This window comes from Armatimonadota bacterium, from assembly GCA_016869025.1.
Taxonomy (GTDB): Bacteria; Sysuimicrobiota; Sysuimicrobiia; order Sysuimicrobiales; family Humicultoraceae; genus VGFA01.
This window is the reverse complement of the sequence record VGFA01000005.1, coordinates 43,480-65,125: the sequence shown is the minus strand read 5'-3', so window position 1 is coordinate 65,125 and position 21,646 is coordinate 43,480. Positions and strand designations below refer to the sequence as shown.

Here is a 21,646-nt window from a genome sequence, read left to right as displayed (position 1 = left end):
ATGAAGGTATCTCTCTATCTGGCAGCACCCGGATCACGGTTCTGGGCCGCCGCCTCTACGGTAGGCCTTGCCGAGGGCATCGCTGTGGCGGCAGGCCTCGGCTACGACGCCGTCGAGGTGATGCCGCCGGATGCCGCTGATCCCGATCCCGAGGCGCTGCGCGCATTGGCAGAACGCCACGGTCTGTCCGTCATCGGGCTGGCTACGGGCTACATCGCCCTTGAGCAGGGACTGACCTTCACGCATCCGGATCCCGAGGTCCGAAGGCAGGCAGTGCGCGCCGCGTGCCGGTGCCTCGACTCGGCCCGCCGCGCAGGGGCCCCGCTCGTATCCATCGGCGTCATCCGCGGGAAGTTACCGGGGGGGACCTTGCGCGAGGAGGCTTGGTCGCACCTGGTCGCCTGCGTCCGGGAGTGCGGGCTGTACGCGGGCGAGCTCGGCCTGACCCTTGCCGTCGAGCCCGGCAACCGCTACGAGACCGACTTCATCCACACCGCGGACGAGGGCCTCGCCCTTCTCCGGTCTGTGAACCTGCCTTCGGTGCGGCTTCAATTGGACACATTCCACATGAACATCGAGGAGGTCTCCATGGCAGACGCGGTCAGGCGCGCCGGGGGGCACCTGGCCCACGTGCACTTCGCCGACAGCAATCGCAGGGCGCCTGGCTGGGGGCACCTCGACTTCCGCCCGATAGTGGGCGCGCTGCGTGAGGCAGGTTACGCCGGGGCCATCGGTCTGGAGATGCTGCTGGTCCCGGACCTCGATGCGGCCGCCCGGCAGGGGCTGCAGTTCGTCCGCGGGCTGTTTGGGGACGGCTGAGCAGCCCCGGGGTTATCCAAAGGGTCAGACGGTTATCCGCTCCCTGATGAAGTCACGGCCGAACCTGATCTCCGCGCCGATGTCGTCGTAGGCGCCGGCGACGTCAATGTTGGCGAACCCCGTGTACCCCACCTTGGTGAGCGCGCGCAGCACGCTCTCCCAGGGCACGGCGCCCTTGCCGGGCGCCCAGTGGTGATCCTCAACTCCGTTGTTGTCGGCGAGGTGCACAAGGAAGATCCGCCCTGCCAGCTTCTCGATTGCGACGGACAGCAACTCCTTCTGCACCAGGAAGTGCCCTGTGTCAAACACCACCCCGAGTGAGGGCGATCCGACCGCCTCGATAAGACGGCACATGCCGTCGGCGTTGCTGACCATCTCGTAGGGCCGGATCTCGAGTGCCAGGCGCACGCCCTCGGCCTCGGCCAGAGATGCCATCTCCTCCACCGTGCTCCGGTACTGCGCCCACGCCGAGTCCCAGGCAAACCCGGGCGGGATCTCAACGCTGATCGGCGGGGTGAACTCATCGTAGAGCCGGCGGAACTCGATCGTCCACGACGGGTGGGGGGCGGAATGCAGGTACACCAGGCCGGTCCCCAGCGCCTGAGCGATCTCCAGCGCCCGCGCCAACCCTTCCACGGCCAGGCGGCGGACACCGGGGTCCTCGCTGACCGTCAGGTGGCGCAGGTGCCCGGCCTCGAAGGCGTTGACCGCCACGCCGAGCGCCCTGCAGTGGACTCCAAGGGCCCGCGCGGCAGTGGGATCTCCGAAGTCACGGGAGAAGTGCTGCGGGCTGAACGCCGCCAGCTCGATGCCGGCGAAACCCATCTCCGCCGCCCAGCCGGCGAACTCCTCGTACTGTTTGAGCGTCGGTTCGTCACCGTACCGGACGCGCGCGTACGCGACCGTCACGCCTAGGCGCACAGCCCACCCTCCCTGGCCGGTCCAGCCCCGGGGCTCTACTTCGAGTGCTTGTCGGCGACCTTTGTGGCGCCGTAGGCGTCCGGTTTGATGACCGCGGCATAGCCCGACCCCGAGACCATGCCCACGACCTCACGGATGATCCGCTTCGTTTCGCCGTTGGGGCCGACGTCCAGGTGAATCTCCACAGGAAGACTGGAGTAGCCGTTTCGGCCGAGCTCCGTGGTCAGCAGGTGCGCGGCCTCCAGGCTCAGCGACGCTTCGAGCATGATGCGCTGCCGGAGACTCTCGATCTTGCGGTTGCGGAACCTCCGGTAGAAGTACCGGCCCCCATGGCCAACCCGGTGGATGACCACCGCGGTGACGAACGTGGTGTCGTCCGAGACCAGCGAGTCGGTGCCGATTATCAAATGGTAGATCTGATCGGGCTCGCTCTTCATATAGCCGACCAGGTGGCGGAACATCTGCTCAAATGAGAGCTGCCCCAGGGTGGGGCTAACGAACTCCACGTCCCTCGCCTCCGCCCCAGTATACTCCCGGCGTTTCCAGTTGAACAAGCCAGCCACCCGGCCAGGAGGGGGTCCGGGGGCGGCCGCAGAAGGCCTTGCCCGCGGCGCCACACGCAGTCATGAGGAGGTGATCGAGCGGCCACGCGTGGCCGGGCGAGTCGCGGAGGATCCCGATTGAGGAGGCAGATCCATGGCGGAGAGACGTCGTTTGGCCCAGACAGCGCTCGCCCTCCTGCTGGCGGTCGCGGTGCTCGGCATCGTGCCGGGGACCGGGCTCCAGGCCGGGGCGGCGAAGAAGCTGGAGATCTTCAGCTGGTGGACCGCCGGCGGTGAGGCCGACGGGCTCAAAGCGATGTTCGAGGTCTACAAGAAACGCTTCCCCGGCGTTGAGATCATCAACGCGACCGTTGCGGGCGGCGCGGGGACCGACGCCAAGGCCGTCCTGAAGACACGCATGCTGGGCGGCAACCCTCCGGACAGCTTCCAGGTGCACGGCGGAGCCGAGCTGGTTGACACCTGGGTGAAGACGGGCTTCATGGAGCCCCTGACCGCGCTCTACAAGAGCGAAGGATGGCTCAAATCCTTCCCCAAGGACCTGGTGGACATCGTCAGCCACCAGGGCGAGCAGTACTCGGTACCGGTCAACGTCCACCGCGGCAACGTCCTCTGGTTCAACAAGAAGATCTTCGACGAGAACAAGCTCAAGGCACCGGCGACGTGGGACGAGTTCTTCAAGGTCGCGGAGACGCTGAAGGGCAAGGGCATCACGCCGCTGTCGCTGGGAGACAAGAACAAGTGGGAGGCCGCACACCTGTTCGAGGACATCCTCGCGGCGGCACTGGGAGCCGAAGGGTACCGGGGCCTCTGGACCGGCAAGACGAGCTGGGAGGGCGACGGGGTCAAGCGCGCCCTGGATACGTTTGCCAGGATACTCAACTACGTCAACCGCGACCACGCCGCCTTTGTCTGGGACCAGGCGGCGCAGATGCTGATTGACCGCAAGGCCGCCATGAACGTGATGGGCGACTGGGCGGCAGGTTACTTCACCGCGAAGGGCTGGAAACCAAACGTGGACTACGGGTTCGCGCCCGCGCCCGGCACGGCAGGGCTGTTCGTCGTGGTCACCGACACGTTTGGGCTTCCCAAGAAGGCCCCGAACCGCGAGCAGGCCCTTGCTTGGTTGAAGGTGGCCGGGTCCAAGGAGGGCCAGGAGGCCTTCAACCCGCTGAAGGGTTCGATCTGCGGGCGCACGGACTGCGACCCGAAGAAGTTCGACGTCTACCTCCAGTCATCGGCAGTAGACTTCACGAAGAACGCGCTCCTGCCCAGCGAGGTCCACGGTTCCGCGGCGCCCGAGGGGTTTGCTACCCTCTTCAACGACATCCTGAACCTATTCGTGACCAACAAGGACGTCAAGATGGCACAGCGGGCCCTGCAGAAGGCGTGCGTGGACAACAAGATGTGCAAGTAGCGTCGGCGTGTGGCCGGGAGAGGACGGCGGTGAGGGAGTGAGGTAGGGGGGCTCACTCCCTCCATTTCAATGCGCATCCGGCGGGACAGGGCACTGTCGGCGCTGATCCTCCTGCCATCGGTGGTGGCCGTAGGCGTCTTCGTCTACGGCTTCATCGGGTGGACCGCCTACGTCGCGATGAGCAACTGGAATAGCTTCGTCCCCGACCTCTCTTTTGCCGGACTGCGCAACTTCGCCGACCTCTTCCAGACGCCCCGGTTCCAGATTGACCTGCGCAACACCCTGGTGTTCACGCTGACGTTCCTGGCAGGCTGCCTGGGGATCGGGCTGTTGCTGGCGGTCCTGCTAGACCGGCAGATCCGGGGAGAGGCGCTCTTCCGCAACGCCTTCCTGTTTCCCATGTCGATATCGTTCATCGTCGGCGGCACGGTCTGGCAGTGGCTGCTCAACCCGAGCACAGGTGTCAACCTGCTGCTGGATGCCGCAGGGCTGGGGGCCCTTAGATCCCCCTGGTACACCGAGCCGAGGATCGCCATCTATGCCGTGGTCATCGCAGCGCTGTGGCAGATGTCGGGTTTCACAATGGCCCTGTACCTGGCTGGCCTGCGGGGCATCTCGGACGAGCTGCGGGAGGCGGCGCGGGTTGACGGCGCGAGTGACCTTCAGCTCTACCGGCACGTGATCATCCCGCTGCTGCACCCGATCACGCTGAGCGCGGCGATCGTGCTCGGGCACGTCTCGCTCAAGATCTTCGACCTGGTCTTCGCGATGACCGGCAGCGGCCCGGCCTTCTCCACCGACGTGCCCGGGATCTTCATGTTCGAGACGACGTTCCGGGGCAACCGGTTCGCGGAGGGGGCGACGATCTCGATCATCATGCTGGTCATGGTCGCGGTGGTGATCATTCCGTACCTGATATACAGCTCGCGTACGGAGGCGGAGGCCTAGATGGGCCGCGGGCGACCCCGCGCCACGCGGGTGCTGCTGTACGCGATCCTCGCGTTCTTCGCCGCCTTCTACCTTATGCCGGTGTACGTGCTGGTCAACAACGGGCTCAAGTCGTTCCGGGAGGTCAGTCTCAGCCGGATGTGGGCACCGCCGCAGCAAGTGACGCTGGAAGGCTTCGGCAAGGCGCTCCGGGAGCTTGCTCCCAACCTACGCAACAGCGTGGTCCTGGTTGTCCCCGCGGCACTGGTCTCGGCGGCGTTGGGATCGGTCAACGGTTACGTGCTGGCGAAGTGGAAGTTCGCGGGAGCCGACGTTGTCTTCCCCCTGCTGCTCTTCGGGATGTTCATCCCTTATCAGAGCGTGCTCATCCCGCTGGTCCAGTTCCTGCAGTGGCTGGGAGGGCTGCTGTCGGTGCGGCTCTACGGCTCGATCACGGGCCTGGTACTGGTGCACGTGGTCTACGGCATCCCGATCACGACGCTGATCTTCCGCAACTACTACGCCACCGTGCCCACGGAGATTGTGGAGGCGGCGCGGATTGACGGGGCCGGGCTGGTCGGCGTCTACCGGAACGTCATCCTTCCTCTCTCGATGCCCGCATTCGTGGTGGTGATGATCTGGCAGGTCACGCAGATCTGGAACGAGTTCCTGTTTGCGGTGATCGTTACCAGCAACCCCGCCCAGCAGCCGGTGCAGGTGGCGCTGCGTAACCTGGCGGGCAGCCAGATCGTGGAGTGGAACGTACAGATGGCCGGGGCGCTGCTGGCAGCGCTGCCACCGCTCCTGGTCTACATCTTCCTCGGCCGATACTTCCTTCGCGGGCTGATGGCCGGAGCGCTCAAGGGCTAGACGGGATCGAGGTCTCGGCGGCACCGAGGGCGCTGTGCCCTCAGGCGACCTGCCGGATCCTCCTGCCCAGCCTCGCGGCCGTGACTGCCACAAGCCCGGCGCCGGCGGCCACGGCCAGCGGCGCGCCTATGGCAGCGGCTGCGCTCGCCGTCACCATCGCCCCCATGGAGGGCAGCCCGACGTTGGCGATCGCCCACACGCTCATCACGCGGCCGCGAATCGCGTCGGTCGCGGCGACCTGCATCGCGGTGGACATCGTCGCGATGAGCGTGATCGTCGCTGCGCCCAACACTACCAGCACCGGGATCGAGAGCGCGATCCATCGTGAGGAGGCAAACGCGGCGAGCAGCGCGGCGAAGATCAGGGCCATCCTGACGATCGTCTTTCCCCGATGACCGCCGGCGCCGCTCGCGGCCAGTGCGGTGGCCCCGATGACCACGCCTATCCCAGGCGCCGCGGTGAGATAGCCCAGCCCCCGCGCGTCGGTGTGGAGGATATCCCGAGCGAAGACCGGCATGAGCGTGATGTAGGAGCGGCCGAAGACCCCTGCGACCGTGATTAGAACAAGCAGGGAGCGCAGCGCCGGCTGTTCCCACACGAACCGGAGGCCGTCGGTCACCGATCCAAACAGCGAGGAGTCGGTCCTGGCGTGACGCGGCACCGCTGGGATACAGGAGAGGGCGACCACGTTGATCAGGAAGGTAAGGGAGTTCAGCGCGAAGAGCGCGTAGATGCGGCCGCTGCCCAGCACGCCGAGGATGACCCCGGCCAGCGCCGGGCCGAAGAACCCGCCCAACTGGTAGGTGGACTGAAACAGCGAGACGGCGCTCAACAGGTGCCTGCGATCCACCAGGTCGGGAATCGTGGCGTGCCGCGCCGGGCCCTCAAACGCCAGCACCATGCCCTGGAACAGGCTGAACGCCGCCATGTGCCAGGCCGTGACGGCGTTGAGGTAGGTGAGCCCGGCCAGCGCTCCGGCGGCAACGGCCATGGCAAGCTGCATGCCTCGGATGAGACTGAGCCTGTGGATTCGGTCGGCGAGGGCGCCCCCGAAGAGCGGCAGGACCACCATAGGCAGGGCAAAGGCCAGACTTGATGCACCCAGCCAGACCGGGGTGTTGGTCAGCTGGTAGAGCAGCCATCCCTGCCCCACCGACTGCATCCAGGTGCCCGTGTGTGATATCAGCAGGCCTATCCAGAAGATGGCAAACGGTCTCGATCGCAGGGCGCCGAACCTTTGGGAGGGCTGCTCTTCCTGATCGTCCGGCCGATCGTCTGGCATTTACAGATCGCGGCGGCCTTCGAGCGCGCGCGCCAGGGTAACCTCGTCGGCGTACTCGAGATCTCCGCCCACCGGCAGGCCGTGGGCGATCCGCGTCACCCTCACTCCCAGCGGTTTGAGCAGGCGCGCCAGGTAGATTGCCGTGGCCTCGCCCTCGACGCGCGGGTTGGTGGCGACGATGACCTCGGCCACCCCACCCTCCTTCACCCGCGACAGCAGCTCGGCGATCTTCAGATCGTCGGGCCCGATGCCGTCCAGCGGCGAGATCGCGCCCCCCAGCACGTGGTAGCGGCCGCGGAACTCACGGGTGCGCTCCAGCGCGATGACGTCGCGCGGGTCCTCGACGACGCACAGCACCGAGCCGCTGCGGGAGGGGTTAGAGCAGATTGCGCACGGGTCGGTATCGGTGATGCCGAAGCAGACCGAGCAGGAGCGCATTCCGGCCTTGACGCCCAGGATCGCGTCGGCGAGCGACTGTGCCTCCTCCGTGGTCAACCGCATGATGTAGAACGCCAGCCGCTGGGCCGTCCTGGGGCCCACCGTCGGCATCTTGGAAAGCTCGTCAATGAGCCTGGCGAGGGGGAGCGGGTAGTCCATCGGCGCTAGGGCAGTCCTGGGATCTGGAGGCCTCCGGTGAGCGCGGCCATGCGGCTCTCGGCCATGCTGCGGGCGTTGCGCTGGGCCTCGTTCACGGCTGCCAGCACCAGGTCCGCCAGCAGGCCCACGTCCGCCGGGTCCACCACAGAGGGATCAATCTCCAGCTCGACCAGTTCGCCGTGGCCGTTGGCCACCGCCCGCACAACGCCTCCACCAGAGCTGGCCTCTATCCGGGCGGAGGCGAGCTCCTCCTGGACCCGCGCCATCTCGGACTGCAGCTTCTGCATCTGCTTCATCATTTTGCCGATGTTGCCCGCGCTCAATGACTTTCCTCCTCTACGATGTCGGCGGCGAACAGCTCCCTGGCACGATCCACCAGGGATGTCCTTCCCGCGTCGGGACGCGCAGACGATGCCTCAAGAGGACTAGTCCCCGCGTCGGGCCTGGGCGCTGAATCGCCCCCGGCGGCGGGATGCTCAGGCGATGCGGCGGGCGCGTCGTGCAGGCAGGCCCTGAACCGAAGAGGCGTGGACAGCACGCGCGACAGGGCACCCTCTATGATCTCACGGTTCTCTGCGCGGTGCAGGTTGTCCAGGTGGAAGTTGAAGCCAGACCGCAGCCCAACGATCAGGGTGTTCCCGGTAACTTCCAGCGGCGTCCCCTCGATCAGCAGGGCGTGGCAGAGCATCTTGGCACGCTTGATGTCCTCCAGCACCCGTGCCCACTGGCGTCGCACGTCGTCAATGGTGACGATTCCAGTCGTGCTTGCCTGCGGCTTCTCCGCGGGAGCCGCTGTGGCACGGGTAGGCGCGGCAGGCGGCGGCGTTGCAGGGCGTGGTGTCGCGGTGGCCGGTGGGGCGGCCCGCTGCGCAGCCGATTGGGCGGGCCGCGACGCAGCCTGTGGTGCAGCGGGTGTCCCTTGTGGGCGAGCGCCGCTTCCGGCTTCCAGCCGGTCCAGCCGGGCCGTGATGCCCTCCAGCGATGGATCCATCTCAGGGCGGGCCAGTCGGATCAGCGCTACCTCCAGCGCCAGCCGGGGCTGCGTGCTCCACCGCGCATCGCTGACCGCTTCGTTGAGCACGCGCACCGCCCGCAGCAGGTCCGAGATGCTCGCGCGTTCTGTCTGGGATGTGATCCCGGCAAGCCGCTCCGCCGGCGCGTCCAGGATCTCGGAGGCGGCCTGGCCGCAGGTCTTCACGATCAGGAGGTCGCGGAAATGCTCCAGCAGCGTCCTGAGCACCTGGCGGATGTCCTTTCCGGCGTCAACCGTCTCCTGGGCCAGGCGCATCGCCGCGGCCATGTTGCGGTCCAGCGCCGCGTCCACGAACGCCGCCGCGACGTCGTCGTCAATCAACCCCAGCACGCCGATGACCAGATCGCGGTCTACCTGGCCGCCGGTGTACGCGCTCAACTGGTCCAGGATGGACTCGCCGTCGCGCACCGAGCCGTCGGCGCTACGGACGACCTGCGCCAGCGCCGCGTCGTCAATAGCGATTCCCTCCTGGTCGGCGATGGTGCGCAGCCGCGCGGCAATCTCGCCGAATGAGACGCGCCTGAAGTCGAACCGCTGGCAGCGCGAGAGGACCGTCGCGGGGATCCGGTGCGGCTCGGTCGTCACCAGCACGAAGACCGCGTGGGCCGGGGGCTCCTCCAGCGTCTTGAGCAGCGCGTTGAACGCGCTGGTGGAGAGCATGTGGACCTCGTCAATGATGTAGACCTTGTGCCGGCCCTCGGTCGGCGCGAGCACGATCTTCTCCTTGAGATCGCGCACGTCGTCCACGCTCGTGTTGCTGGCCCCGTCAATCTCGATGACGTCCATGCTCACCCCACGGGCAATGGCCTCGCACTGAGGGCACGCGTTGCACGGCGTCGGAGTGGGGCCGTGCGCGCAGTTCAGCGCCTTGGCGAGGATGCGGGCGGTCGTGGTCTTGCCCGTGCCGCGGTGCCCGGCAAAGAGGTAAGCGTGGCTGGTGCGGCCTGCCTTGATGGCGTTCTGCAGCGTACGCGTGATGCGTTCCTGACCTATGATCTCCTCAAACGACTTGGGCCGCCATCGGCGGTAGACGGAAACATGCGACACGGCGTTGCACCTCGGCTCCGTGTAATTCGGCATCGCGCCTGACCTTCCTTGCCCCCGGAGGATGCCCGGGGCGCCTTGCCGAACGCTCTTTCACACGATGTTCCCCGCGGCAGCATACCCCCTACTCGAATCCGCCATGGCCAGTGCCGTCCTGGTGCTGCTGCTGGCCTCTACCGCCCTGCCCATATACCTGCTGGTGTTGCGCCCGATCCGCCGCGCGGACACCTGGGGCATCAGCGAGATGGTGGCGCTCGCCGTGCTGTTCATGGTTACGCTGCCGCTTGCAGCGACGCTGGCCGGCATCACGCTGCCCCTGTCGCTTCTGGATCTGTCCACGGTTACCCTCGTGCAGAACACGCTGTTCGTCGGTCTCTCGGCCTACGTTGTGATCGGCCGGTATGGCTTGCCGCCTGCGAGGCTGGGCCTGACATTCGGCGGCTGGCCGCGGGGCGTGCTGCTGGGACTTGTCGCCGCGGCCGTGGTGGTTCCGCTGGCGCTTGCGAGCGAGGACCTGGCGATCTTCCTGCTGGGGCTCGTGGAAGGCCCGGCGCAGGCCGCGGCACGCGCCGAGGCCGAGCACCTGCTGGACCCGCTGCGCCCGGTCCTGGATACGCTCCCTGGCGGCCTGGCCACGGTGTGGTTCCTGATACTGCTGGTCGTGATCGTGCCTGTGGGTGAGGAGGTGTTCTTCCGAGGGTTCGTCTACGGCGGGCTGCGCGATAGGTGGGGCGCGATCCCCGCGGCACTGGCCAGCGCGGTGTTCTTCTCGATCGTGCACCTGCAGCTCGTGCACGCGTTGCCCATCCTGGTGCTCGGGGTGCTGCTGGCCTTCCTCTACGAGCGCACCCGGAGTCTCGTGCCGGTGATCGTCACCCACGCCCTCAACAACGTTATCGCGATCGCCTCGATCTGGTACGGTTGGGGCTGATCCCCGGCCACCAGGCGGCCTACGCTTGTGGCTTCCTCGCCACCTCCAGCTGGCCTGCCACGCCCATGACATGAAACCCACTGTCGGCGAAGATCGTGTTCCCCGTGACCGCGCGCGACAGGTCGCTGGCCAGGAACGTTGCCACGCCGGCGACTTCCTCCAGGGTGACGTTGCGGCGTAGCGGCGCGATCCCCTCCACGGCGTCGCGGAACCCGGAAAGCCCCTTGACCGCGCTGGCTGCCAGCGTGCGCAGGGGGCCGGCCGAGATCGCGTTCACTCGCACGTTGATCGGCCCCAGTTCAGCGGCCAGGTAGCGCACCTCGCACTCCAGCGCGGCCTTGGCCACGGCCATGACGTTGTACGAGGGCACGACCCTATCCACCGCGTTGTACGTCAGGGTCATGATGCTGCCGCCGCCGGATGCCTCCAGCAGCGGCCTGGCAGCACCCGCGCACCGTATCAGCGAATACGCGCTGACTTCGAGTGCCAGAGCATATCCCTTGCGCGAGATGCCCGAGAACGGCCGGAGCAGATCCTCGCGGTCCGCGAACGCCAGGCAGTGCACCAGGACGTCGAGTGCTCCCCAGCGTTCCGCCAGAGCCGCAAACACGGCCGCGACCTCATCGTCAGAGGTGACATCGCAGGGAAAGAGCGGGTACTCCGAGGCGCCGCCGATCTCATCGAGCAGGCCGACCAGGTTGTCCTTGAGCCGCTCGCCCTGGTAGGTGAACGCCAGGGTCGCGCCCTCGCGGTGGAACGCCCGCGCGATTCCCCACGCGATGCTGCGGTTGTTTGCGACGCCCATGATCAACGCCCGCTTGCCTTGAAGGAGCACGATTCACCTCGCCGGTTGAGAGTGGCTGCCGCGATGTGCCCGAAGCGACCGGCTCCGCCTGCGGCCGCCCGGCGTCACGGGTACGGATTCGGGGCCGCACCGCGGCGCACCTCCGTCGTTGACGCCGCTGCCCTGCGCCGGTATGCTTCGCGATAAGCGCTCCAAACCATACGTTCCAGCGACAGGGGGAAGGCCCATGTTCAGCAGAACGATCGCGGTGCTCGCCGCCCTGGCTGTCCTGCTCACCCCGTTTGCCGCCACCGATGCGCAGCAACCCCGCCGCGGGGGCGTTTTGACGTTCGCGCTCCAGAGTGAGGGGCCGACGCTCGACCCGCACGCCACCACTGCGCTGGTCGTCTCGTACACGATGCACCACATTTTCGAGACCCTGTTTACGATCAACAGCAAGCTTGAGCCAGTACCGATGCTCGCGGACCAGTACACCACAACGCCGGATCGGCGGACCCACACGATCACGCTCCGAAAGGGTGTTCCCTTCCACCACGGCCGGGACATGAACAGCGAAGACGTCGTGGCCTCGCTGGCCCGCTGGGGTCGCATGGCTGTCCGCGGCCGGGCGCTCTTCGCCAACGTTGCTTCGCTCACCGCGCCCGACGCGCACACGGTAGTGATCAAGTTGAAGGATCCCTACTCCCTACTTCCCGCGGATCTGGCCTGGTGGACCCAGTTTGCCGCGATCTACCCCAAGGAGATCGTGGACGAGACCGGCGCCGGCCCGCTGCGCAAGTTCATCGGCACCGGCCCGTTCCGGTTCGTCGAGCACATCCCGGACCGGCACCTGCGCTTCGAGCGGTTCGATCGTTACGCCGCGCGCACCGAGACGCCCGACGGCATGAGCGGGCGACGGACCGCCCACCTGGACGGCATCACGTTTGTTCCGATCCCGGACGCGGCGGTTAGGGTGGCAGGCGTGCAACGCAACGAGTATCAGTTCGCCGAGCTGGTCTCTGCCGACGACTACGACCGGCTCCGCCGCGAACCGAGCGCGGTCCCCTTCCGCGGACCGGTGCCCAGCTTCCTGGCGTTCGTGCTGAACAAGCGCACCGGCCCCACAGCGAACTTGAAGGTCCGCCAGGCGATGCTGGCCGCGCTGGACGTCGAGCCCATAATGAAGGCGGCGTACGGCAACCCCCTGTTCTACCGCATTGACTCCAGTCTGATGCCCAAGGAACACTACATGTGGTCCGACGCCGGCAAGGAGCTCTACGTCCAGAAGAACCCTGAGCTGGCACGCCGGCTTCTTGCCGAGAGCGGCTATCGCGGCGAGCCGATCCGCTTCCTCGTCACCGCCGAATCGCTCTGGGCAGCCCATTCAGCCCCGGTGGCCAAGCCGATGCTCGAGCGGGTGGGCTTCAACGTGGACCTGCAGTTCATGGACTGGGCGACGGTGCTGACCCGCCGCGCCCGGACCGAGGGCTGGGAGGTCATGATCACGACGTTCACGGCCGTACCCGACCCCACGTTCCTGCTGGTGTTGAGCACCACTTTCCCGGGCTGGTATGAGACCCGTGACATGCAGGCGATCCTGACGCTCATGCGGCGGCACAGCGACCCCAAAGTCCGGATGGACCTCTGGCGCCGTGCGCAGCTGCTGTTCTGGAACGAGGTGCCCACCGTGAAGCTCGGCGACGGTTTCTTCATGCACGTTCACCGGCCGGAGCTGAAGGGATACCTGGGAATGCCGTCGCACTACCTCTGGAACACCTGGCTGGAGCCGAGGCGGTAGCAGACCGCCCGTGCGCTGATCGCAGGTCCCAGGGGGAATCGGGGTCTGCGCGCTGAATCTGCGGACCATGGACCGATCGTGGCTCCGCCCCGCTCTCTGGGCCGCGGGCCTGGTTGCCGCCGTATGGGTGCTCGGTCGCCTCAGCACTCTGGTGACCGCGACCGTCGTCGTGGCCGTGACTACCTTCCCAATCTTCCCGGTTGTGGACCGGCTCGAGACCCGCGCCCGCATGCCGCGCGGCGCCGCGGCAGGGCTTGCGCTGCTGGGTCTGGCCGCGTTGCTGGTGCTGGGGGTGATGAGCGTCATCCCCTGGATCATCCATCAGGGACAGGTGTTGATGGCCCTGACGCCGCAGGGAATCGCCGCGGTGACCGAGTTCCTGTCAGGGTGGCAGGTTCGGGTGGCCGAGCCGACCTTCCCGCACCTGCTCCGCACCGCCTGGGAGCGCGCGGGTGAGACCGCTGTCACCGCCGCCAACGCCGCGGTAGCGCGGACCGTCAATGTGGCAGCCAGGAGCATCGGCCAGATCTACCTCCTGCTGCTCGTGCCCTTTGCGGTTTACTTCGTGCTCCTGGACTACAGGCCGGCGCGGGCCGCGACCCTGTCGCTGATTTCCGCGCGTGACCGCGCGCGCGTCGAGGCGCTGCTGGCAACGCTGACGACCACGCTGCGTTGGGGCCTGTGGGCGCAGGTCGTCGTCAGCTCGATCGTCGGTACCCTGACCGCTGCCGGGCTGGCGCTGGCCGGCGTTCCGGGTCCGCTGGCGATCGGCGCCTTCGCGGGCGTGGCCGAGGCCATTCCATACATCGGTGGCTTCGCCACCTACGGCGTCGCGTTGCTGGCGGCAGCCCCGGAGGGCGGCGCGGTCTGGGCGTGGGCGCTGCTGGTGGTAACGCTGGTGAAGCTGCTGGCCAACGTCCTGGTACCGCTGGTGATCGGCCGCATGACCCGCATTCATCCCCTGGCGATCATCGTCGCCCTGCTGGCGTTGGGGCAGCTCTTTGGATTGCTGGGGATGTTCTTCGCGGTACCGGTGGTTGTGGTGGCGCGCGAGATCATCGCGTGGTGGAGGCCCTGAATCATGAGTCAGGACGCGCTCCGGCACATCGAGCACCTTTCTGTTGCCATCGGTCCCCGCGGGTCATGCACCGATCAGGAGCGCCGCGCCTCGGACTACTGCGCGCAGGTGATGCGCGACCTGGGCTACGACGTGCGCGTGCAGCCGTTCCGCGCCGCGCGCTCGGGATGGGCACCATTCTCGATCGGAGCGGGGCTGGTGCTCTTCAGCCTGCTTGCCTTCTATCTGCTCTTGCCGTCAGCAGGGGCGCAGGTCCCAGGAGGGCCGGGACCCGGCGCCCTCGTGGCCGGGGTACGGGCTGCCGGGAGGTTGCTGGCAGCCCTGCTCGCTCTGGGCACAACTGTCTCGATCCTGCTGCAACTCGCGTTCCGCCCTAACCATCTGGCTCGGCTCATACCGCAGGGCACCTCGCAGAACGTATGTGCGGTCGCGAGGCCGCGCGGCGAGCGTAGGCGCACCATCGTCGTCAGCGGGCACGTGGACACGCACCGCACGCCGCTGGCAATGGCATCGCCACTGGCGTTCCGCGTGTTCCAGGCGCTGACCACGCTGGGCGTGATCTCGTTTGTGGCGCTTGCCGGGCTGCTGACACTGGCCGTTGTGTGGCCGGATGTCTACAGCCTGCGGTTCGCGCTCCCGCCCGCGGCGATCGTGGCCGTGGTGCTCCTTGTCACCCTGCAGCCCGAGTTCAGCCGGTACGTGCCCGGGGCCAACGACAACGCTTCGGGCGCGGCCGCGGTCCTCGCCCTGGCCGCCCGGCTCAAGGATTCACCGCTGGACGGCACAGAGGTGTGGCTGCTGAACTCCGGCGCCGAGGAGACAGGCGCCACCGGCCCGGTGCGGCTGCTGGAGGAGTACCCCGGACTGAGGGACGCCGACTGGTTGATTCTCGACAACATCGCCGGGGCTGGGGCCGGGCCGTGCATGATCACTGCGGAGCACGTGCTGCTCCCGATGCGCGCAGATCCCTCGCTGCTGGCCGCGGCGCGCGCGGTGGCCGCAGCCCGCCCGGACCTCGGCGCATACGAGCACTACTACCGCGGGCTGTTCAGCGAGCACTCGCCGCTGACCGCCGCGGGCTGCCGCTCGCTGGCGATCATCAACTTTACCCCGCAGGGCGTGCTGCCCGACTGGCACCGGCCTACCGACACGTTTGACAGGGTAGACCCCGGTGTACTCGACCGTACCGAGGAGTTTGCCTGGGCGCTGCTGGGGTACTTGGACGGTCAGGTGCGAGGGCAGGGATAGCGGCACCCGGGCGCAGGCGGATGGCCGCAGGCGGATGGCCGCAGGTGGAGGGCCGCAGGCGTGCTATACTACTCGCCGGTAGGCCGCCCGTCCAGGTGTTGGGCCCTTAGCTCAGCGGGTAGAGCGGCGGGCTTTTAACCCGCGCGTCGCAGGTTCGAGTCCTGCAGGGCCCACCAGGACTTGCACGACGACTGCGCTTCCGCCGCCGGACTTCTCGGGTCTTCGCGCTCTAGCGGATCACGCCAGCCCGACGCAAGGTCCGCGCTACCCCGCGATAGACGACCTCGAACGGAGGCAGCTCGACCATCTGAGGGGCCAGTCGCGGTTCCCAGAGGCGCCGGTACCGGGCCTCCTTGGCCCGGAACGCGCCCCGCACCTCCTGAAGGGTCTTCCCGCGGAACGCCCACTTCGCCTCGACGGCGGCGAGGAGGTCTGCGGGATCGGCGTGCGCTCCGGTCAGGAGGAACCACGCGTCGTAGAGGTCGCGGGGTTCCGCGCGGGCCCGGTCCATCAGTGCCACGACCTTCTCCGCGGCAATCTCGCCGAGCGAGTAGACCGGCACCCTGGTACCCCCGGGCAGATCGGTGTACTCCTCGTACCCCCGGAGGACGGGGCGGCGCTCCAGAGGGAAGACGACGCGTTCTCGGATCGTGATATCTACCTTGACCTCCCTGCCGGCGGCGGGCGCGGGCAGCGGGCCCTCATAGCCGAGGTAGAAGGTGTGGCTGTTGGCGTGGGGCTGTCTGTCCTGGCGGACGAACCGGAAGATGATCCCGGATGCGCGCTGGATCTCCGCGAAGACGGGGTCGAGCTCTTCGCGGATCACCTTGAACGGGGTCTCGGTGGTCAACGTGAAGTCGAGGTCTTCGGAGAACCGGAAGCCGGCGAAGTAGCAACGCTTAAGGGCGGTCCCACCCTTGAACGCCAGGCGCTCTCGCAGCGGCGCGCGCGAGAGGCCGACCAGGAACCACGCCAGGCAGTAGTCACGCTCCAGCACGGCCTCCGGGATCCGCCGGCCGCCTGCCTGGGCCAGGCGGTTTGAGAGCAAGGACAGGCTGCGCCGGGGGATCACCGCTCAAGTCCCGACTGCCGCTCGCAGCTCCTCGGGAGGGACGTTGAGCCGCAGCCGCCATCGGGCGAGGAACTTCCCTTCTCGCGGGAGGAGTGGGTCGAGCAGCGCGTAGGCCGGCGTGAGGCGCCGCCGGAGTCGTTCGAGCTGGCGCGGCGTGCCCAGGCCATACGTCTCCATCAGATACCCCAGCCGTCGCATCACGGCCCCGATGCCAAGCCGCAGGGCGTAGTTGACGAGCTTCGAAGGATCGAGGTCGGCTCGGCGCATCCACAGGCCCTTCGCGATCTCGGTGATGCCGCCGCAGTACTCGGGCTGGCGCAGGCCGTCCAGCACGGTCCGCTCGGGGTCGCTGACGGTGACCTGCTCGTGCTTCTCCACCCAGTGGGGGATGGTGCCGAAGAAGCGCGCGCGCTTGCAGTAGACGAATCGGAACGTCGTCCCGAGTACCGACCGGCTGCGTCGCCACCGAGGAGAGGTGGTGTAGATGATGAGCTGGGGCTGGGTTGTCATCCCGTGGAGATCCATGGCAGAGGCGTGGGAGAGGTAGTAGTCTGTCCCGCCCGCCAGTTCGCGGGCCACGACGTAGGGATTGCCCAAGTACTCGCGGGCGCGGCCCAGATCGAACGGGATCAGCGCGAAGACCCCAGGCCGCAGCCGGACCGCGATGCCGCGGGCGGCGATCTTGTGCATGAAGGCGCGGGCGGGCCCCGGCCTGAGGCCCGTGATCTCCTTGACGTCGGCCAGGGTGAAGATCGGCCGCCCCCGTTCGTGCAAGGTGGTCACCAGGCGCGCCGCCTGCGGCCCCAGGGTCTTGAGGCGCGAGTGATCTTTCATCTGCATTTCGATTCCTCACGAGCTGCGTTTCGCATTCAGGGCATCATTCTCCGATCTTGAGTTATCTCCTGCTTGCAGAATGTAGCCTGTCAAGGTACGTTCCGCGTATAGGTTATCATTTCGCAGGACGACCTCTGTCAGGAGCGCAGACCGATCAGCATCGAGGAGGCGGTCGAGCGCCCGGCCCACCAAGAGATCCGGTTTGACGTGAGAAACTGCGGCGTGGTGTACAACGTGAGCGCGGCGCTGACCGAGCGGCTCGCGCACGTGATCTGGATTGGAGGTTGCGCCAGACCGTGGGAGATTCTTGCTGCCTGGTTTCAGCTAATCCCTTGCTAATTCTCGGGACCAAACGCTCTGATACAGAACCCGCGCGACGGGGGTTCGAGTCCCTCAGGGCCCACCCGGCAGGATGAGGCACGTCACATGATTCCTGACGACCTCAAGGCCTCATCGTAAACCGCCAACAGATTCTCCAGCGGCACGTCATGCTGCACGACGTTAGACGGGGCCAGGATCAGGCCGCCGGTCTGTCCCAACTCCCTGATGCGCGCTCTGACTTCGGCACGCACATCCTCGACGTTCCCAAACGGCAAGGTACGCTGTGAGGACAAAGTCGAATGGAACGTGATGCGGGCCCCATACTGGCGTTTGAGTGCCACGACATCCATGCATTCCGGCTGTAGAGGATCGACGATATCGAAACCAAGCTCGATAAGGTCGGGAATCACCGCCTGCATGGCGCCGTCGCTGTGAAAGTAGTAGTACACGCCAGAGCGGCGCGTTGCGGCAACAACCCGCGCGAGACGCGGTTTGATCTCGGCCCGCCACCAAGCGGGGGAGATCATCATGCCCTGACCGGTTGCGATGTCACCAGCCATCTGGATGATGTCGGCTCCAGCCTCGACCATCCGGTTCACGTCCGCAATCTTGTGCACAGTGATGCGATCGAGCAACCGGGTGGTGAAAGCACGGTTGATGCGCGTGTCCATCAGGAACTGTTCAAATCCGCGCAACTCCCACGCGTCGCGGAAGATATTCCCGGTCTCGATTTGAACCATGTAGCGATCTTTGAACCGCTGCACCTGCCTGGAGAGGTGAGTGTAGCGTTCGGGGAGATCAGGATTCGGGAACGTGAAGACGTCCGGGCTCTCGGCGCCCCCGAGGGGGTGGCGAGTGAAACTGTAGTAGGTCTCGGTACTATCGATGACCCGGCGGATGCCGCGATCGTCCTCGAACTCGCCGTTGGGCAGCACACGAACCAGGTTCCGCGACCCGACGCCCACGCCGACCTCAACGGGAGCGGGTACCGCCGTGGAAGCGAATTCGCGAGACGGTTCGACGACGGCCTGACGGAAATCAAAGCCGAGCATATCCATGATTTGGTCATCGTCGTGTACGCCGACGTGGGCCCGCAACTTCCTCCATACCTGCGAGCGGAAGGTCCCATCAACTGGAGGGCGGTCGGGGGCGATGTGATTCAGCGTCATCCGTACCCGGTCACACGGGTTCATTGCCTGGCCCCCTCCCACAGATCCACGCAACGCATGCCCCAGTCCCCCCGATCGGACCCCGTGACTATGCTTGCGGTCTTCTTCGAGCGTCGGGGTTCGAATCCCTCAGGGCCCATACCCCCTGGACGGGGTACGGGAGGCTGGCGATGCGGATCGTCCTGTCAGTCGGGCTCGCGGTTGTCCTGGTGAGCCTGAGCGCCCTCACGGAGTATCAGTTTGCCCAGGCCCAACCCGATGCCCAGTTCGGCAGAAACCTCATCCTCAACGGAGACGCGGAAGCCGGCCCTGGCGCTGCAGACGACGAGGCGATTGCACCCCCGCCCCAGTGGACGGTGACGACAGGATTCACGGCGGTGCGATACGGTGCGCTCGGCGAGGCGCGTCGTGGTCACTGTGATCATGACGAGGCTTTCCGGCAGCTACAACGACGCCTCCGCGCCAGCCTTACGCTGGGGATGAGGCGCCCGAGAATATTACACCGTGATGACGTGGCCTGCTTCCATCAGCAAGTCTACGATGTCCTTCATCCCACCCACTTCGCCAACCGCAACCTTTTCGGATAGGCCGAAGTGTTCAAGGCATGTTCCACAAACTACCAGGCGCACGCCCATCCCCGCCAGGAGCTGCAGGCTTGCGAGCACCGGCGAGCCCTCGCAAACCAGTCTGACACCTCCGGTATAGAAGCACATCGCATGCAGCCTGGTTACCTGACTCTCCATGGCATGCAGGAAGAGATCGAACATCTCTAGACCGAATGCCTGATCGTCGGGCCGAGTTCTTCCTAACCCTTCTTGCCTAACCAGCACCGCGACCTTCCGCTCCATTTAGGAGCCTCCTCCACGTGCGATGGCGTGCGCCACCTTCTTTGAGGTACACGCCGGCCTGCGCGCCGTGTACTACCTTTCCCCGGGATGACCTCCGGCCAAGATGGTGCAGGTAATACCTACCCTTCGAGCATGACAACTCCCTGGTGCGGTGGACTGCCTGCCGCGCTTCGAAGTCGCCACCAGTAGACACCGGTCGCTAGGGCCGAGAACGCTGAGTCCCTTTGAACGGGCAGGATTCCGGCGAGATACGGGCTCAGGATCCGGTTGACGAATGGAGCAGGGATTCCGAGCAAGAGCGTTTGCGCGCGTTGGGTTCGGGGGATTCCCGCCGTTCATTGGCAAGTGAGAGGTCGCCCTCTTTCCGTGAAGGAGAAGGCCCGGTCTAGCGGTTACGGCCTCTTCCTTCGGCCTCACCCTTGTTTCGATGTCGCCTTCTGGCCAGCAAAAGGAGGAGGACGAGCACCGCCAGGGGCCACACCCATGCCAGGTCCCCAGGACCGCCACGCCCGGTGATGGTCTGCTCGCGCCGTATACGGACAAGCCTGTAGGTCCCCAGCAGGCCCTCTACTTCCGCATCGGTGCTCTTCTTCTCGTTCACCCCGTACAGGGGGCCCGCGAAGCCGCTGGCTATGATGACCCTGCGAAACAGATCGATTCGATCCGACCTTCCTGTGACGTCCTCTGCCAACCCCGACCACCGGCTGTCAGGCAGCCAGACCTCTACCCGAGGGTTGGCCGTGATATTGCGGTACCAGTCCGCCGTCTGCCCGAAGCCGGCCGTGCAGTAGATGTCGCCGCCCACCTCGGCGAAGTTCAGGGGAGTCAGGCGGGTGAGGCCGGTCTTCCTGCCGGTGTGCTTGAGGACCATGACGTATCCGCCGTACCTGGTGCCGTTCCCATAGCTCCCGAGGCCCAGGCGCCACAACAGAACCATGAACTTGTTGAAGGACTTGAACCACCTGCGGAGCTGTTGAGGAGGTATGCAGGACAGGTCCATCAGGGCTCACTTCCCCTGTGATCGCATCCCCTGTGATCGTAACTCAGCGGCCAGCCTCTCGGTCTCGCCCCGATCCGCCGAGAGGATGAAGCCGGAGCTAAGACGCACGGCTTCCTTCACCCAAACCAGTTTGACGATCGGCTTGCCGCCGGCCCACCGACCGGAGTGCCATTTACCCACCTTGACCTCAACCACATCGTGCAGCGGAATGACTATGGGATTGGCCGTGATGTAACGGCGCCACCATCTCTCATCAATCTCGGTTCCGAGATAGTGGCCGCGCTTCCTGTCGCCCGTATTCATAGGGGCCCCCCGGACCAGTTCGCCGCGCACGCCCGCTGCGCCTGCTCTCATCCGGGTTTTGTTGACAGGCAGCGACGCGCAGACGACGAATCCTTCCTGTTGGACGCCACTTCTTCGGGAGGAAGCACCGCCATGACTGACCTTCGGGAACTCCTGACCGCCATCGTCGAGGGGAACGCCGTCCGGGCAAAGGAACTCGTCCAGGCGGCGCTGGACGAGCACGTGCCCCCGGAGGATCTGGTGAGCCGCTGGATGATCCCCGCGATGACGGAGGTGGGGGCGCGGTTCGAGCGCCAGGAGTACTTCGTGCCGGAGATGCTGGTCTCAGCGCGGGCGATGCAGGCGGGCCTGGCGCTCCTCAAGCCGCTCCTGGCGCAGCGGGCCGTTAGGCCGGTCGCCACGGTGGTCATCGGGACCGTAAGGGGCGACCTGCACGACGTCGGGAAGAACCTGGTCGCGATGATGCTGGAAGGTGCAGGGTTCCAGGTGGTGGACCTAGGGGTGGACGTTCCCGCCGCGCGTTTCGTCCAGGCGGTGCGCGAGCACCAGGCGGAGATTCTCGGGATCTCGTCCCTGCTGACGACCACCATGCCCCAGATGGATGCGGTAGTCCGCGCCCTTGTGGAGGCAGGGCTACGGGAGCGCGTGAAGGTCCTGGTGGGCGGCGCCCCGGTAACGGACCGGTTCGCCGCGGGGATCGGCGCCGACGGGTACGGCGAGAACGCGACCGCCGCCGTGAGGATTGCGAGGAACGTCCTGGGGCTAACCGAGGGACGATGAACTCCCGCGA

Annotated in this window: 23 protein-coding genes and 1 tRNA gene; 10 read left to right on the top strand and 14 right to left on the bottom strand. The window is 66.5% G+C overall.

Annotated features, from left to right (window positions below; translation table 11 throughout):
- Positions 1–819 carry a sugar phosphate isomerase/epimerase gene (locus tag FJX73_04955; protein MBM3470126.1) on the top strand — a complete coding sequence of 273 codons (819 nt, stop codon included), beginning with the start codon at positions 1–3 and terminating at the stop codon, positions 817–819.
- A 24-nt stretch (positions 820–843) separates the two neighbouring features.
- Here the strand turns inward: FJX73_04955 and FJX73_04950 are convergent, their stop codons facing one another.
- On the bottom strand, positions 844–1,740 hold the full coding sequence (locus FJX73_04950) for a sugar phosphate isomerase/epimerase (protein MBM3470125.1): 897 nt from the start codon (positions 1,738–1,740) through the stop codon (positions 844–846).
- Positions 1,741–1,775: 35 nt separating this feature from the next.
- Positions 1,776–2,246 carry a hypothetical protein gene (locus FJX73_04945; GenBank protein MBM3470124.1) on the bottom strand — a complete coding sequence of 157 codons (471 nt, stop codon included), beginning with the start codon at positions 2,244–2,246 and terminating at the stop codon, positions 1,776–1,778.
- A gap of 190 nt (positions 2,247–2,436) precedes the next feature.
- On the opposite strand from FJX73_04945, the gene FJX73_04940 reads away from it, so the two are divergent.
- From FJX73_04940 to FJX73_04930, 3 genes are all read left to right on the top strand, one after another.
- On the top strand, positions 2,437–3,717 hold the full coding sequence (locus tag FJX73_04940) for a carbohydrate ABC transporter substrate-binding protein (GenBank protein ID MBM3470123.1): 1,281 nt from the start codon (positions 2,437–2,439) through the stop codon (positions 3,715–3,717).
- Between the two features lie 69 nt (positions 3,718–3,786).
- A complete protein-coding gene (locus tag FJX73_04935; protein MBM3470122.1) occupies positions 3,787–4,665 on the top strand; it encodes a sugar ABC transporter permease in 879 nt (292 codons plus the stop codon).
- Positions 4,666–5,514 carry a carbohydrate ABC transporter permease gene (locus tag FJX73_04930; GenBank protein MBM3470121.1) on the top strand — a complete coding sequence of 283 codons (849 nt, stop codon included), beginning with the start codon at positions 4,666–4,668 and terminating at the stop codon, positions 5,512–5,514.
- Between the two features lie 40 nt (positions 5,515–5,554).
- Here the strand turns inward: FJX73_04930 and FJX73_04925 are convergent, their stop codons facing one another.
- Genes FJX73_04925 through dnaX form a run of 4 tightly spaced genes read right to left on the bottom strand, consistent with a single transcriptional unit; the run spans position 5,555 to position 9,506 of the window.
- The gene (locus FJX73_04925) at positions 5,555–6,796 is read right to left on the bottom strand and encodes an MFS transporter (GenBank protein MBM3470120.1); all 1,242 of its coding nucleotides are present in this window, start codon (positions 6,794–6,796) and stop codon (positions 5,555–5,557) included.
- Positions 6,797–7,393: a recombination protein RecR gene (gene recR / locus FJX73_04920; GenBank protein MBM3470119.1), complete on the bottom strand. Its 597-nt coding sequence runs from the start codon at positions 7,391–7,393 to the stop codon at positions 6,797–6,799.
- A 5-nt stretch (positions 7,394–7,398) separates the two neighbouring features.
- The gene (locus FJX73_04915; protein ID MBM3470118.1) at positions 7,399–7,716 is read right to left on the bottom strand and encodes a YbaB/EbfC family nucleoid-associated protein; all 318 of its coding nucleotides are present in this window, start codon (positions 7,714–7,716) and stop codon (positions 7,399–7,401) included.
- Positions 7,713–9,506, bottom strand: a complete 1,794-nt coding sequence (gene dnaX, locus FJX73_04910) for a DNA polymerase III subunit gamma/tau (GenBank protein ID MBM3470117.1) — start codon at positions 9,504–9,506, stop codon at positions 7,713–7,715. Before dnaX ends, FJX73_04915 begins: the two co-directional genes overlap by 4 nt.
- Positions 9,507–9,534: 28 nt before the next feature.
- Between dnaX and FJX73_04905 the strand changes: the two genes are divergently transcribed.
- Positions 9,535–10,401 carry a CPBP family intramembrane metalloprotease gene (locus FJX73_04905; GenBank protein MBM3470116.1) on the top strand — a complete coding sequence of 289 codons (867 nt, stop codon included), beginning with the start codon at positions 9,535–9,537 and terminating at the stop codon, positions 10,399–10,401.
- A 19-nt stretch (positions 10,402–10,420) separates the two neighbouring features.
- Here FJX73_04905 and FJX73_04900 read toward each other — a convergent pair whose 3' ends face one another.
- The gene (locus tag FJX73_04900; protein MBM3470115.1) at positions 10,421–11,239 is read right to left on the bottom strand and encodes an enoyl-ACP reductase; all 819 of its coding nucleotides are present in this window, start codon (positions 11,237–11,239) and stop codon (positions 10,421–10,423) included.
- Between the two features lie 139 nt (positions 11,240–11,378).
- Here FJX73_04900 and FJX73_04895 point away from each other — a divergent pair, with 139 nt between their 5' ends.
- From FJX73_04895 to FJX73_04880, 4 genes are all read left to right on the top strand, one after another.
- Positions 11,379–12,983: an ABC transporter substrate-binding protein gene (locus FJX73_04895; protein ID MBM3470114.1), complete on the top strand. Its 1,605-nt coding sequence runs from the start codon at positions 11,379–11,381 to the stop codon at positions 12,981–12,983.
- A 67-nt stretch (positions 12,984–13,050) separates the two neighbouring features.
- The gene (locus tag FJX73_04890) at positions 13,051–14,061 is read left to right on the top strand and encodes an AI-2E family transporter (GenBank protein MBM3470113.1); all 1,011 of its coding nucleotides are present in this window, start codon (positions 13,051–13,053) and stop codon (positions 14,059–14,061) included.
- A 3-nt stretch (positions 14,062–14,064) separates the two neighbouring features.
- Positions 14,065–15,309 (top strand): M28 family peptidase, encoded by a 1,245-nt coding sequence (locus tag FJX73_04885; GenBank protein MBM3470112.1) that lies wholly within the window; start codon positions 14,065–14,067, stop codon positions 15,307–15,309.
- A 100-nt stretch (positions 15,310–15,409) separates the two neighbouring features.
- Positions 15,410–15,485 (top strand) — tRNA-Lys (locus tag FJX73_04880).
- Between the two features lie 53 nt (positions 15,486–15,538).
- Here FJX73_04880 and FJX73_04875 read toward each other — a convergent pair.
- The 7 genes from FJX73_04875 to FJX73_04845 all read right to left on the bottom strand — a co-directional run bounded on the left by FJX73_04875 (position 15,539) and on the right by FJX73_04845 (position 20,856).
- Positions 15,539–16,381, bottom strand: a complete 843-nt coding sequence (locus tag FJX73_04875) for a nucleotidyl transferase AbiEii/AbiGii toxin family protein (protein MBM3470111.1) — start codon at positions 16,379–16,381, stop codon at positions 15,539–15,541.
- Between the two features lie 3 nt (positions 16,382–16,384).
- Positions 16,385–17,215, bottom strand: a complete 831-nt coding sequence (locus tag FJX73_04870; protein MBM3470110.1) for a transcriptional regulator — start codon at positions 17,213–17,215, stop codon at positions 16,385–16,387.
- 422 nt (positions 17,216–17,637) lie between these two features.
- Positions 17,638–18,729 (bottom strand): hypothetical protein, encoded by a 1,092-nt coding sequence (locus tag FJX73_04865; GenBank protein MBM3470109.1) that lies wholly within the window; start codon positions 18,727–18,729, stop codon positions 17,638–17,640.
- 161 nt (positions 18,730–18,890) lie between these two features.
- Positions 18,891–19,130, bottom strand: a complete 240-nt coding sequence (locus FJX73_04860) for a hypothetical protein (GenBank protein MBM3470108.1) — start codon at positions 19,128–19,130, stop codon at positions 18,891–18,893.
- 72 nt (positions 19,131–19,202) lie between these two features.
- Positions 19,203–19,553 (bottom strand): hypothetical protein, encoded by a 351-nt coding sequence (locus FJX73_04855; protein ID MBM3470107.1) that lies wholly within the window; start codon positions 19,551–19,553, stop codon positions 19,203–19,205.
- A gap of 385 nt (positions 19,554–19,938) precedes the next feature.
- Positions 19,939–20,553 (bottom strand): nitroreductase family deazaflavin-dependent oxidoreductase, encoded by a 615-nt coding sequence (locus FJX73_04850; GenBank protein MBM3470106.1) that lies wholly within the window; start codon positions 20,551–20,553, stop codon positions 19,939–19,941.
- Positions 20,554–20,559: 6 nt separating this feature from the next.
- Positions 20,560–20,856, bottom strand: a complete 297-nt coding sequence (locus FJX73_04845; GenBank protein ID MBM3470105.1) for a hypothetical protein — start codon at positions 20,854–20,856, stop codon at positions 20,560–20,562.
- A 132-nt stretch (positions 20,857–20,988) separates the two neighbouring features.
- Here FJX73_04845 and FJX73_04840 point away from each other — a divergent pair, with 132 nt between their 5' ends.
- On the top strand, positions 20,989–21,636 hold the full coding sequence (locus FJX73_04840) for a cobalamin-binding protein (GenBank protein ID MBM3470104.1): 648 nt from the start codon (positions 20,989–20,991) through the stop codon (positions 21,634–21,636).
- Positions 21,637–21,646 lie beyond the last annotated feature (10 nt).

What these genes read in the sequence shown, in the direction of transcription:
- FJX73_04855 (MBM3470107.1), bottom strand. Translation starts at nt 19,553, where the DNA reads ATGGAGCGGAAGGTCGCGGTGCTGGTTAGGCAAGAAGGGTTAGGAAGA.
- FJX73_04850 (MBM3470106.1), bottom strand. Translation starts at nt 20,553, where the DNA reads ATGGACCTGTCCTGCATACCTCCTCAACAGCTCCGCAGGTGGTTCAAG.
- FJX73_04930 (MBM3470121.1), top strand. Translation starts at nt 4,666, where the DNA reads ATGGGCCGCGGGCGACCCCGCGCCACGCGGGTGCTGCTGTACGCGATC.
- FJX73_04895 (MBM3470114.1), top strand. Translation starts at nt 11,379, where the DNA reads ATGCTTCGCGATAAGCGCTCCAAACCATACGTTCCAGCGACAGGGGGA.
- FJX73_04925 (MBM3470120.1), bottom strand. Translation starts at nt 6,796, where the DNA reads ATGCCAGACGATCGGCCGGACGATCAGGAAGAGCAGCCCTCCCAAAGG.
- FJX73_04905 (MBM3470116.1), top strand. Translation starts at nt 9,535, where the DNA reads ATGCCCGGGGCGCCTTGCCGAACGCTCTTTCACACGATGTTCCCCGCG.
- FJX73_04955 (MBM3470126.1), top strand. Translation starts at nt 1, where the DNA reads ATGAAGGTATCTCTCTATCTGGCAGCACCCGGATCACGGTTCTGGGCC.
- FJX73_04940 (MBM3470123.1), top strand. Translation starts at nt 2,437, where the DNA reads ATGGCGGAGAGACGTCGTTTGGCCCAGACAGCGCTCGCCCTCCTGCTG.
- FJX73_04890 (MBM3470113.1), top strand. Translation starts at nt 13,051, where the DNA reads ATGGACCGATCGTGGCTCCGCCCCGCTCTCTGGGCCGCGGGCCTGGTT.
- FJX73_04935 (MBM3470122.1), top strand. Translation starts at nt 3,787, where the DNA reads ATGCGCATCCGGCGGGACAGGGCACTGTCGGCGCTGATCCTCCTGCCA.
- FJX73_04840 (MBM3470104.1), top strand. Translation starts at nt 20,989, where the DNA reads ATGACTGACCTTCGGGAACTCCTGACCGCCATCGTCGAGGGGAACGCC.
- recR (MBM3470119.1), bottom strand. Translation starts at nt 7,393, where the DNA reads ATGGACTACCCGCTCCCCCTCGCCAGGCTCATTGACGAGCTTTCCAAG.
- FJX73_04865 (MBM3470109.1), bottom strand. Translation starts at nt 18,729, where the DNA reads ATGAACCCGTGTGACCGGGTACGGATGACGCTGAATCACATCGCCCCC.
- FJX73_04870 (MBM3470110.1), bottom strand. Translation starts at nt 17,215, where the DNA reads ATGAAAGATCACTCGCGCCTCAAGACCCTGGGGCCGCAGGCGGCGCGC.
- dnaX (MBM3470117.1), bottom strand. Translation starts at nt 9,506, where the DNA reads ATGCCGAATTACACGGAGCCGAGGTGCAACGCCGTGTCGCATGTTTCC.
- FJX73_04860 (MBM3470108.1), bottom strand. Translation starts at nt 19,130, where the DNA reads ATGATCACAGTGACCACGACGCGCCTCGCCGAGCGCACCGTATCGCAC.
- FJX73_04845 (MBM3470105.1), bottom strand. Translation starts at nt 20,856, where the DNA reads ATGAATACGGGCGACAGGAAGCGCGGCCACTATCTCGGAACCGAGATT.
- FJX73_04885 (MBM3470112.1), top strand. Translation starts at nt 14,065, where the DNA reads ATGAGTCAGGACGCGCTCCGGCACATCGAGCACCTTTCTGTTGCCATC.